8 protein-coding genes are annotated in these 12073 nt (G+C 74.3%); 6 read left to right on the forward strand and 2 right to left on the reverse strand.

Features of this window, described 5'->3' with window-relative positions; genetic code table 11:
- The first annotated feature begins 63 nt into the window (after window positions 1-63).
- The 5 genes from QNO09_RS25820 (at window position 64) to QNO09_RS25840 (ending at window position 8899) form a co-directional block, all read left to right on the forward strand.
- Window positions 64-1821, forward strand: coding sequence for a fatty acyl-AMP ligase (locus QNO09_RS25820; protein WP_283972635.1), 1758 nt, complete (start codon window positions 64-66; stop codon window positions 1819-1821).
- Window positions 1818-5786, forward strand: a complete 3969-nt coding sequence (locus tag QNO09_RS25825; RefSeq protein WP_283972636.1) for an acyltransferase domain-containing protein — start codon at window positions 1818-1820, stop codon at window positions 5784-5786. Before QNO09_RS25820 ends, QNO09_RS25825 begins: the two co-directional genes overlap by 4 nt.
- A 22-nt stretch (window positions 5787-5808) precedes the next feature.
- The gene (locus QNO09_RS25830) at window positions 5809-6759 is read left to right on the forward strand and encodes an alpha/beta hydrolase (RefSeq protein WP_283972637.1); all 951 of its coding nucleotides are present in this window, start codon (window positions 5809-5811) and stop codon (window positions 6757-6759) included.
- Window positions 6760-6881: 122 nt separating this feature from the next.
- Window positions 6882-8105 carry a PucR family transcriptional regulator gene (locus tag QNO09_RS25835; RefSeq protein ID WP_283972638.1) on the forward strand — a complete coding sequence of 408 codons (1224 nt, stop codon included), beginning with the start codon at window positions 6882-6884 and terminating at the stop codon, window positions 8103-8105.
- Between the two features lie 152 nt (window positions 8106-8257).
- Entirely contained in the window at window positions 8258-8899 is a 642-nt protein-coding gene (locus QNO09_RS25840) for a cutinase family protein (RefSeq protein WP_283972639.1), read from the forward strand.
- A 71-nt stretch (window positions 8900-8970) separates the two neighbouring features.
- Here QNO09_RS25840 and QNO09_RS25845 read toward each other — a convergent pair whose 3' ends face one another.
- On the reverse strand, window positions 8971-10695 hold the full coding sequence (locus tag QNO09_RS25845; protein WP_283972755.1) for a hypothetical protein: 1725 nt from the start codon (window positions 10693-10695) through the stop codon (window positions 8971-8973).
- 188 nt (window positions 10696-10883) lie between these two features.
- Between QNO09_RS25845 and QNO09_RS25850 the strand changes: the two genes are divergently transcribed.
- Complete coding sequence (locus tag QNO09_RS25850; RefSeq protein WP_283972640.1) at window positions 10884-11114, forward strand: hypothetical protein; 231 nt, start codon at window positions 10884-10886, stop codon at window positions 11112-11114.
- Between the two features lie 25 nt (window positions 11115-11139).
- On the opposite strand, the gene QNO09_RS25855 is transcribed toward QNO09_RS25850, so the two are convergent.
- Entirely contained in the window at window positions 11140-11994 is an 855-nt protein-coding gene (locus tag QNO09_RS25855; RefSeq protein ID WP_283972641.1) for an aldo/keto reductase, read from the reverse strand.
- Between the last annotated feature and the right edge of the window lie 79 nt (window positions 11995-12073).

A 12073-nucleotide genomic window follows, 5' to 3' on the forward strand; every position in this document is an offset into this window, starting at 1 on the left:
CGCCCCCCCCTCTGCCCCTTCGCGACCCCTAGGCCGATCCGCGCCGTGAGGAGCCCCCGCCTGATGGACAGCCGCCGCCCCCCGCTCGCGCCCGCGTGTCCCACACTGCCGGAGTACGTACGGCACTGGGCCGAAACCACCCCCGAGCGCCGGGCCTTCACCTTCGTCGAGCACCCGACGCCGCACTCGCGCGGCGTCCACCGCACCCTGACCTGGCGCCGCCTGGACGTGCGGGTCCGGGCGCTCGCCGCCCGACTCTCGAACGAGTCGGATCCGGGTGACCGGGTCGCGCTGCTGTGCCCGCAGGGCACGGAGTACGTGACCGCCTTCCTCGCGGCCCTGGCCGCCGGACTGGTCGCCGTGCCGCTGTATCCGCCGGGTCTGCCGGGGCACGCGGACCGGCTCGCGGGCATCCTGGCGGACGCGCGCCCCTCGGTCGTGGTGACCACGAGGCGGGCCAGGGACGAGGTGCGGGACTTCCTCGGGTCCGGCGGGCCGCGGATCGTCGTCGCGGACGAGGTGCCCGACGACGAGGGCCGGGACCGGCAGCCGACCGCCCCCGACGCCGGGACCCCCGCCTACCTCCAGTACACCTCCGGTTCGACCCGGGCCCCGGCCGGTGTGGAGATCGGCCACGGCAACGTCGTTGCCAACGCCCGCCAGGCGCTGGCCGCCTACGGCGTCGACACCCGCCCCATGACCTGCGTGGGCTGGCTGCCGCTCTACCACGACATGGGGCTGGTGCTCAGCGTCGCGGCCCCGGTGGTACGCGGGGAGCTGTCGGTGCTGATGGACCCGGCGGCGTTCCTGCGCGAGCCGGTGCGCTGGCTGCGGCTGCTCGCCGCGCATCCGAACGCCGTGAGCGCCGCGCCCAACTTCGCCTACGACTACTGCGTCGCGACCGTCACCGCCGACCAGAAGGAGGGACTGCGGCTGGACAAGGTGACCGCGCTGATCAACGGCAGCGAGCCGGTCCGCCCGGGCACGGCCGACCGTTTCCACGCGGCGTTCGCGGGCCAGGGCCTGGCGCCCGGGACGCACTGCCCGTCGTACGGGCTGGCCGAGGCCACGGTGTTCGTGTGCGCGGCCCGGCCGGGTGAGCCGCTGAGCCGGTTCGCGCTCGACCGGGACGCCCTGGCGGCCGGAAAGGCCCTGCCCGCCCCTCCCGGTGACCCCCGTGCGGTGCTGCTGGCGGGCTGCGGCACCCCGGCGGGTCAGCGGGTCCGGATCGCCGACCCGGTGACGCGGGTGCCGCTGTCGGAGGGCGAGGTCGGGGAAATCTGGGTGCAGGGGCCGAACGTGGGCCGCGGCTACCGCAACCGGGACTCGCAGGAGGTCTTCGGCGCGCAGTTCGCGGACCCCGCGGCCGGGCCGGGACGCTGGCTGCGCACGGGGGACCTGGGAACGGTGCTGGAAGGGCAGTTGGTCGTCACGGGACGGCTGAAGGATCTGATCATCGTCGACGGGCGCAACCACTACCCGCAGGACGTCGAGGCGACGGCCCAGGAGGCGCACGGGGCGGTGCGTCGGGACCGGCTGGCCGCGTTCGCCGTGCCGGGTGGCGCCGGTGGCGAGCGTGCGGTCGTGGTGGCGGAGCACGCCCGGACGGTGCGGCTCGCCGAGTTGGACGTGGCGGCTCTGGTGCATGCGGTGCGCGGTGCCGTCTCGGCCAGGCACGGGCTGCGGCTGGCCGATGTGGTCCTGGTGCCGCCGGGCACGGTGCCACGGACCTCCAGCGGCAAGGTGTCCCGGGCGCTGACCCGCGCCCGGTATCTCGAGGGCGCCTACGGGGAGCAGGACCGGGCGGGTGCCGCGGGATGAGGCACGTCGACGAGACCGCGCTGCGCCGGCTGATCGCCGAGCGGGTGGCCGCCTGGACCGGCGCGTCCCCGCAGGACGTGCCGATGGACCGGCCGCTCGCGGACCTCGGCATGGCCTCCCGCGACGCCGTCGCCCTGGCCGGTGAGCTGTCCCGGGCCACGGGCCGTGAGCTGCCGACGACGCTGCTGTGGGAGGCGCCCACCGGGGACGCCCTGGTGACGCGCCTCTGCGATCCGGAGGGCGCCGGGACCGGGGTGGCGTCGGCGTCGCGTCCCGAGGTGCCGGGCACTGCGGCCGAGCCGGTGGCGGTCATCGGGGTCGGCTGCCGCCTGCCCGGCGGGGCGCACGGCCCGGACGGCTACTGGCGTCTGCTCACCCAGGGCGTCGACGCGATCCGGCGCGTCCCGGAGGACCGCTGGCGCGACTTCACCGCGTTCCCGCCCGCCGACACGCACCCCTACGGCGGCTATCTCGACGACATCGCCGGGTTCGACGCGGACTTCTTCCGCGTCACCCCGCGCGAGGCCGCGGTGATGGATCCCCAGCAGCGGATCCTGCTGGAGGTCGTCCACGAGGCGCTCGACCACGCCGCCGTGCCGGCCGGGTCCCTGGCGGGCACCGCCACGGGCGTGTTCGTGGGCATCTCCGCGCCGGAGTACGGGCAGCTGACGGGCGCCGACCCGGCCGCCGTCGATCCCTGGGCGCCCGCCGGCGGTGCGCTCGGCGTCGCCGCCGGACGGCTCGCCTACGTCCTGGACACCCGGGGGCCGAGCCTGGCCGTCGACACGGCCTGCTCCTCCTCGCTGGTCGCCGTGCATCACGCCTGCGTCAGCCTGCGCACGGGCGAGAGCGACACGGCGATCGCCGCGGGCGTCAACCTGCTGCTGTCCCCCGCCGTCACCGTCGCCTTCGGCCGGGCCGGCGCCCTCGCGCCGGACGGGCGCTGCAAGCCGTTCTCGGCGGCGGCCGACGGCATCGGGCGCGGCGAGGGCTGCGCGGCCGTGATCCTGAAGCGGCTGTCCGACGCCGAGCGGGACGGTGACCGTGTGCTGGCCGTCATCCGGGCCAGCGCCGTCAACTCCGACGGCCGCTCGAACGGCCTCATGGCGCCCAATCCGGCCGCCCAGCGGGCGCTGCTGGAGAGGGCGTACAGGCAGGCCGGGCTCGCCACCGAGCACGTCGACTACGTGGAGGCCCACGGCACCGGCACCCCGCTGGGCGACCCGATCGAGGCGGGTGCGCTCGGCGCGGTGCTCGGCGCGGGCCGCGACCCCGACCAGCCGCTGCTGCTGGGTTCCGCCAAGGGCAACCTCGGTCATCTGGAGTCCGCGGCGGGTGTCGCCGGCCTGGTGAAGACCGTGCTGGCCCTGCACCATGACGCCATCCCGCCGTCCCTGCACTGCGAGCGGGGCAGTTCGCTCGCCGACGCCCGGCTGCGGGTGGTGACCGAGCCGGAGCCCTGGCCCCGCTACGGTGGCACGGCCGTCGCGGGCGTCTCCGGTTTCGGGTTCGGCGGGACCAACGCCCATGTGGTGCTGGAGGAAGGGCCGCCCGGCCTGGCTCCCGTCCGCCCGGCCGAGGAGCCGGCCACCCGCCTGCATCTGCTCTCCGACGTCGACGCCGAGCGCCTTCGCGACACGGCGGGCCGGCTCGCGGCCCGGCTGCGTGACAGCGCCGCGCATCCCGCGGACGTGGCCCGGACCCTGGCCGGGCGCACGGGCCGGGGGCCGGTGCGCGCCGCCGTGGTCGCCCGCGACCGCGCCGAACTGGCCGACGCCCTGGACTCGTTGGCGGCCGGACACCCCGACACGCGGGTGACGACCGGGAACCGCGACCGCGTCGGGCGGGGCACGGTGTGGGTCTTCTCCGGCTACGGCAGCCAGTGGCCCGGCATGGGGCGCCGATTGCTGGCCGAAGAGCCCGCGTTCGCCGCCGCCGTGGAGAAGCTCGACCCGCAGCTCGCCCCGGAGTGCGGCCTGTCCCTCTACGACCGGCTGGCCTCGGGTGAGGGTCTCGACCGTCTCGAAGTGGCCCAACCAGTGTTGTTCGGGGTGCAGTTGGCGCTCGCCGAGCTGTGGCGGTCCCACGGGGTCGAGCCGGCCGCCGTGATCGGCCACTCCATGGGTGAAGTGGCGGCGGCGGTGTGCGCGGGTGCGCTGGACGTGGCGGACGGGGCGCGTGTCATCGCCGTACGGGCTCGGCTGCTGAGTGGTCTGCGCGGCGGAGCGATGGCCGTGGTGGAGCTGGACGAAGCCGAACTGGACGCCCTGGAACGGGACTTCCCTGAGGTACAGGTGGCCGTGCACTCCTCCCCCCGGCAGAAGGTCGTCACCGGCGAGGAGGCGGCGGTGGCCGCGCTCGTGCGCCGGCTGCAGGGGCAGGGCCGGGCGGCCAGGGCCATGCGGGTCGTCGGCGCCGGGCACTCCCCGCAGGTGGACGGGCTGTTGCCGGAGCTGATGGACGCGCTGTCGGGGATCCGGGGACGGCGGCCGCGTGTCCCGGTCCTCTCCACGGTCCTCGACGACCCGCGCGGAGACTGCCTCTTCGACGCCGCGCACTGGGCGGCCAACCTGCGTCGGCCGGTGCGGCTGGACCGGGCCGTCGCCTCGGCCGCGGCCGACGGTCACACGGCCTTCGTCGAGATCTCCCCCCACCCGGTTCTGACCGGCGCCGTCGCCGACACCGTACCCGGCGCCCTCGCCCTGGCCACCCTGCGCCGGGACGCCGACGGATCGGAGGCGTTCGCCGGGCAGGTGGGTGCCCTGTACGCGGCGGGACAGCGGCTGCCCGTGCCGCCGGGGCGGGTCATCGACCTGCCGCTGCCCCGGTGGCGGCACGTACGGCACTGGTGGACGGACGGCCGGGGGGCGGGCTCGGAGCCGCTGCCGGAGGAACCTCCTGCCGCGGCGAGCGAGCCTTCTTCGGTCCTGACCCGTTTGACCCACCACATCGCCGCCGTCACGGGCCACTCCCCCGCCCGTATCACCCCGGGCACCGCATGGGCCGACCTCGGTCTGGACTCGCTGATGGCGGTCCGGGTGCGCACGGCGGTGGAGCGCGAGTTCGGCATCGAACTGCCCCTGCGGGAGCTGTTCGCCGCCGTCACCGTCGAGGACGCCGCCACCCGTGTCGAGGGCGCCCTCCCCCGGGACGACACCCCGGTGCGGCCGCTGCGCGCCACCGGCACGCGGCCCCCGCTGTTCCTCGTCCACGCCGCCGGCGGGCCCGTCACCGTCTACCGGGCGCTCACCGAGCGTCTCGGCGCCGACCAGCCGGTGTACGGGCTGGAGCGGATCGAGGAGGCCCGGACCGTGCCCGAGAAGGCGCGGCGCTACGCCGAGGCGATCAACGCCGCCCACCCGGACGGGCCCTGCCTGCTGGGCGGCTGGTCCTTCGGCGGTTTCGTCGCCCAGGAGACCGCGCGGCAACTGAGCGCCGCCGGGCGGGAGGTGCCGCTGGTCGTGCTCATCGACTCCGTGCGGCCCCTCCCCCTCCCGGGCCTCACGCGGGCCGATCGGATCCGGGCGCACTTCGAGGGCTTCGCCCGCCATGTCGCCGACGCCTACGGTGTGCGGCTGGAGTTGCCGTACGACGAGCTCGTGGCCATGGACGACGACGCGGACCGGATCGACACCGTGCTGCGGGCCCTGCGCGAGGCCGCCGACGTGCCGTCCGCCGCGCTGGAGCACCAGCGGGCCTCCTACCTGGACATGGGTGTCGGAGAGGCTCACCGTCCCGGCGTCCACGGCGGGCCGGTCGTCCTCTACCGGGCCGCCGAACCCGCGCCGCACACCGTGCGCGACCCGGCGTACGAGCGGGACGACCCGGCGCTGGGCTGGGACGAGGTGTGCCCCCGTCTGGAGGTGGTGCCGGTGCCCGGTCACCATCTGTCGCTGCTCGATCCGCCGCACGTCGACGCGATCGCCACCCATCTGAGCCGCCTGCTCGCCGAGCCGGCCCTCTGACCCCGGAACCCGAGGAGCCGTCATGCCCGACCTGCCGCACCGGCCCGCTGCCGGAGTGTCCCGCCGCACCCTCGCCAGAGCGACCGCCGCCGGTCTCGCCGCCCTGTTGGGGGCCACGGCCGGCGCCGCCCCTGCCCGGGCGACCGGGCGGCTCGGGCCGCGCACACTGGACGTGTCCGTGCCCTCCGTCGCCCTCGGCCGCAGCGCGCCGGTCCGGCTGATCCTGCCGTCGGACTTCGGTACGCGCCCGGAGAAGAGGTACCCCGTGCTGTACCTGCTGCACGGCGCTCATGACGACTACACGTCCTGGACCCGCGAGACGGACATCGAGGCGTTCACCGCGGGCCGCGACCTGATCGTGGCGATGCCGGACGCGGGTCCCACCGGCATCCCGAGCGTCTGGCGCGGCGGCCCGGACTACGAGACGTTCCAGGTGAAGGAGGTGCCGGCGCTGCTCGCCCGGGACTACCGGGCCTCCGGCGTCCGGGCGGTCGCCGGGGTCTCCACCGGCGGCTACGGGGCGATGGCCCACGCGGCCCGCCACCCCGGGGCGTTCGCCGCTGCGGCCTCCTACAGCGGCATCCTGGACACCACCGCCCCCGGTGTTCCGGTCATCATGGACGCGATCGTGGCCCGCGAGAACCTGCCGGCCGCGTCCCTGTGGGGCAATCCGCTGCTCAACCTTCTGACCTGGCGGGACTTCAACCCGCGCGCCCGCGCCACCGGGTTGCGCGGCACCGCCCTGTACGTCTCGCAGGGCAGCGGGGTGGGCAACGGCGGCGATCCGCTCCCGGGGATCCTGGAGAGCGCCCTGTGGCCCTCCGCCCAGGGTTTCGCCCGCACGCTGTCCCTGCTGAGGATCCCGGCCACCACGCACTTCTACGGGGGCGGCGGGCACGACTGGACACACTGGAAGCCGGAGTTCGCCGCCTCGTGGCCCATCCTCGCCCGTGGGCTGGGTGTGCCGGAGTGACGGGGGTGCCGTCGGGGCACGGAACGCAGCGGAGGGGTCGTCCGTCCAACACAGGACTTCCCACTCGTCCCACGGGCGACAGCCCGCGGGTGAGCCGCTTCCGGTCGAAAGGAGTGTCCGTGATGGCTGTGCCCACCCCGCACGGCGTGCCGGACCGCCCCACCACCGCGCCACAGTTCCCCCCTGAGCTGGCGAAGGTGCTGCGCGCCGATCTGGCGGCCGTCGCCGACCAGGTGGAGGAGGAGGTCCGCCGCCAGGTCCCCGAGTACGCCCGGCCCGCCGACGGTACGTACCGCCAAGCGCTGCGGTCGGGGGTGGTGCAGGCGCTGACCCTGTTCGTCGACCACATCGCCGATCCGCGCGACGACGGGGACGCGATCGCGGCGACGTACCACGAACTCGGGCGGGGTGAGGCCCTGGAGGGACGCAGCCTTGACGCCCTGCAGTCCGCGCTGCGGGTCGGCGGTATGTGCGCCTGGCGGCAGATGAGCCGCACCGCGGAGGAACTCGGGCTGGACTCCACGGTCGTGGCCGGACTGGGGGAGCTGGCGTTCCGGACCGTGCACGAGGTGGCCCAGGCGGCCGCCTCCGGGTACGCCGAGGCCCAGCTGCGCAGCTCCGACGAGTTGGAGCGCCGCCGCAAGCGCCTGCTCGACCTGCTCCTGGAGGACGGGCCGGTGGCGCTGGAGGCCGTGCAGGACCTGGCACACAGCGCGCGCTGGCAGGTGCCCCGCACGGTCGCGGTCGTGGCGCTCGCGGCGGCGCCGGACCGGCGGGAGGAGGACCGGCCGCTGGCGGCGTCGGGCGCCCTGGTGGACATGGGGTCCCGTCCGCCGCGCATGCTGGTGCCCGAACCGGACGGCCCGGGCGGCATCGGCGGCCGGGCGTTCACACTCGCGCTGCGCGGCCGGCCCGCGGCGATCGGTCCGGCGGTCGCGGTCACCGAGGCCGCGCAGTCGCTGCGCCTGGCCACCCGGGCGCTCGGCCTGATGGGGCGTGGGGTGCTCCCCCGCCAGGGCGTGGTGCGCTGCTCCGAGCATCTGTCGACGCTGCTGCTGTACGGCGACGAGCCGCTGCTGGAGCGGCTCCAGGCCCTGGTCCTCGCGCCCCTCGACACGGTGTCGGCGGGGCAGCGCGACCGGCTCGCCGAGACACTGCTGGCCTGGCTGCTCAGCGGCAGCAACGTGCCGGACGTCGCCGCGCGGCTGCACGTCCACCCCCAGACGGTCCGTTACCGTCTGCGCCAGCTGGAGAAGCTCTTCGGCGACACCCTGCACGACCCGGCGACCCGCCTCGACCTCATTTTGGCGCTGCGCGCGCAATCACTGCGCCCGGCACAGGACTGACGGCCTGAATTCAGGCGGCGTACTCATTCGGCGACAAAAACCGGCGACGTTTCCATAATCCCGTCCATAACAGGGGGCGGAAGAAAGCGAATACGTTCGGGGCGTTCTTTTTCGCAGGCGCTTCACGCGCCTCCCCACGCGGAGGATCCCCCATGCGTATCCGTATGTGTCTCGCGGCGCTGTCGCTGGCCGGCGGGGCCGGACTCGCCACCCTCACGGCTCCCCCGGCCATGGCGGCGGCCTGCTCGGACGTCGAGGTCGTCGCGGCCCGCGGCACCTTCGAGCCGGGCACCCTCGGCTTCATCGTCGGCGACCCGGTGTATTCCGCGCTGCAGAAGAAGGCAGCGGGCAAGAACCTGTCCAGCTACAAGGTGAACTACCCCGCCGACCTCTCCCCCACATCCGCGGCGCAGGGCAATCGGGACCTGGTGAACCATGTGAAGAGCCAGGCCGCTGCCTGCCCGAATCAGAAGTTCGTTCTCGTCGGCTATTCGCAGGGCGCGAACGTCGTCGACAACTCGATCGGCATCAGCAGCGCGGGCGCGGTGGTCGGCAGCCCCATCGTGGCCACGCTGCCCGCGGCGGTCGAGCCGAAGGTCGCCGCGGTGCTGCTGTTCGGCAACCCGATCCGGGCGCTCGGCAAGAGCGTCACCGGCACGTATCAGGGCCGCACGCTCGACCTCTGTGCCCAGGGCGACCCCGTCTGCGAGAACGGCGGGGGCGACGTCGGAGCACACCTGAGCTACCGGGACGACGCCGAGGAGGCGGCCACGTTCGCCGCGGGCAGGCTCTGAGCCACGCCCGTACACGAAGGGGCCCGGGAGGAGATCCTCCCGGGCCCCGGGCGTGCGTGCGGGCAGGGCGGCTAGCGCGGTGCGCGCGCGAAGCCGGCGAGGCTGGTGGAGACGGGTTCCGGCCGGCCGTCGTTCTGCTCGGGGGCGGCGGTCAGGACGTCGAGGTGCTGGTAGCCGTCGGCGACCACGGGGTGCAGCTCGGCCGGGACCCGGCCGGCCAGCAGTCCCTCACCGGCGAGCACGGTGAGCACCGGATTGGCCTTGAGCCCCTCGGGATGGACGACGAGCTTCTTCACCTGCGGGGAGGTGGCCAGCTGGATGTCCGTGACCAGCTTGGTGGGGAAGTACTGCTCGGTGAAGTCCAGCGGCTGCTCGGCGAGGCTGCGGGCCAGTTGCCGCACGTCGGTGACCTCCTCACCGGCGCCGGTGAACGGGGTGCCGTCGGCCGACCGGTACCCCGGGTCGTCGGCGTCACCGACCCGGTCGTAGTTGCGCCAGGTGTAGAGCGGACCCTTCGGCTTGTCGGGGATGGCCTTGTACGCGGTGCCGTACGGCCCGGTCTGCCCGTCACCGCCGTTGGCGACGGGGAAGCTCTTGTCGGCGATCGGTCCGCCGTCGAAGAAGCCCACGCTGGTTTGCAGGAACGCCAGCGGCACGGAGTTGTCGTCCAGCAGCGCCCCGAGCACGGCTCCGTTGGTGAGGCGGAAGTCCTTCACCGCGGGCTTGCCGCTGAGGAAGGCCGCGGTGTCCTTGGCGAACAGGAAGCGGTGGGTCGCCTCGATGTTGAGGTTGGAGGGCAGGTAGCGGGGCAGGTCGGCCTCGCCCTCCAGGTCGTTCAGGGCGCCGAGACCGGCGATGCCGAGCAGGGTCATGGTCTCGGGGTTGAGCAGCACCGGCGCGGACAGTGTGCGCGGCAGCACTCCGCTGTCGAGCCCGGCCTGCACGACGCCGTGGCCGAGACCGATGTCGGGGAGGTTGGTGTCGTCGGGGATGCTCCCGCTGAGGTCGGCCAGCGAGGTGGAGACGGTCGTGTCGAGAGCGAAGTAGCCGGCGCACTGGTTGTACCCGGCGTCCGCCGTGGTGGCGCGGTCGCCGTCGAAGTCGGCGGCGGCGAAGTAGCCGGTGATCACACCGCCCAGCGAGTGCCCGCCGCACAGCACCTTCCGCTTGCGGAGCGCCTGGGAGGGCAACTCGGCGGTGAGGAGGTCGTACTGGTCGCGTACGGTCTGCTCGATGCCGAGCTTCGCCATCCAGCCCAGTTGTGCGTTGCCGGGGTAGCCGCCGAAGGTCCGGCCGTCGACCTGCTTGCCGCGGTAGTAGTAGTCGACAGCGGTGTGCTGGTCGCCGGAGGCGATGCCGGTGCGGTCCTCAAGGCAGTTGGAGCGCCGGTCCAGCGCCCAGAACTCGATGTGCAGTCCCTGCTGGGCGGCCTTCGTGACGGTGTTGCGGGCGACGCTGTCGAAGGCGCCGGCCCCTTCGAGGATGCCGGGCTGGGCGATGAGGACGCGGTCCGCGTCGGCCGAGGCGGCCGGCCCGTCGGCGGAGCGGTAGCGCAGGTACGACAGCCAGTCGCACGCCGCCGGACGGGCCCCGGCCGACTCCGGCAGCGGCACCTTCACCCGCACCACCGACTCGGTCACCCCGGTCACCGGTGAGGTCGATCGCACCGGCGTCTCGGTGCGCGTCCCGTCGGCTTGGGCGCCGGGGGCGGCGGCCGTGAGTGTCCCGGTGGTCAGCAGCACCGCCAGCACGGCACCGCACCACTTCCCTCTCCGCATACGGTTCATGTAGTTCATGTCCATGCCACGGACGCTAGGGCGGCGCCGCCGCCGCTCTCAGCCATTGCTGATGAGAACTCAGCTTCCGGATCGCGCCTTGTCACCGGCGCACAGCGCGCCCCGGCGGCGGGCCCCGGTACGGGGTGCGTAACGCTTCCGGACGTCACCGAGCTGCGAACCGGACGTTTCGGGAGCATGGTGGGGCTATGGACGGTCAACCCCCTGTGGTCGTGCAGCCGCCCGCGACGGACGGCGGACGGCTGGTGACCATCCACGGCGAGCGCATGGGCGTCGCCTACAGCCTCTTCGACGTGCTGGACCTGCTGCACCGCGAGGGCCTTCCCACGGCCGACACGGCCGTCGACGACACCCAGCTGATCGAGTGGCGGGGCGGCGGCCCGTACGACTGGAACAGCGGGGCGTCCGAGGAGGCGTGAGCCTCGGTACGGCGGGCCCGGACGGTCAGTCCGCTCCGGCCCGTGCGGCCCCCTTCGCCAACCGGTCGAGGCGGTCGCGCTGGGCAGGCGTCAGCCTCAGGTCGGCCGCGGCGAGGTTCTCCTCCAGGTGCCGGATCCGGGCCGTACCGGGAATCGGCAGGACGACCGGCGCACGGTCGAGGAGCCAGGCCAGCGCGACCTGCGTGGGCGTGGCCCCGAGCTCGGCGGCGACGGCGGCGATCTCCCCCTCGGTCCCGGTCTTGCCCCAGGCCACGGGCCGCCACGGCAGGAAGGCGATCCCGGCCGCCGCGCACGCGTCCAGCACCGGCTCGTGCTCCCGGTCGAGGAGGTTGTAGCGGTTCTGCACACTCGCGACGTCGATGAGCTCCCTGGCCCGTCGCAGCTCGTCGGCGGTGACCTCCGACAGCCCGATCCGGCCGACCAGGCCCTCGGTCTGGAGCTCCCGCAGGGTGCCGAGCTGGTCGGTGAGCGGGGTGTCGGGGTCGACGCGGTGCAGCTGGAGCAGTTCGATCCGCTCGGTCCGCAGCCGCCGCAGCGCCTGCCGGACCTGGTCGCGCAGGATCTCGGGCCGTCCGTCGAGCTTCCAGTCGCCGCCCGGGCCGGTCCGCGCGACACCGACCTTGGTGGTGATCAGCAGACCCTCCGGGTAGGGGTACAGGGCCTCCGCGAGGAGTTCCTCATTGGCTCCGCCGCCGTACAGATGCGCCGTGTCGATCAGGGTGACACCCAGTTCGACGGCCCGCCGGGCGACCGCGAGGGCGTTCTCCCGGTCGGGGCCCGGTCCGGTCGGCAGGTGCATCGCGCCGAAGCCGAGCCGGCGTACCTCCAGATCTCCGCCGACGCGGACGGTGGATGTCATGAGCCGCCGCCTCCCCCTCCGCTCAAGAGAGCACGGTAACAGGGCAGTTGGGGAAGGGCACCGGCCGCTGCGGCCCGTC

Source organism: Streptomyces sp. 378 (assembly GCF_030124145.1).
GTDB lineage: Bacteria > Actinomycetota > Actinomycetes > Streptomycetales > Streptomycetaceae > Streptomyces.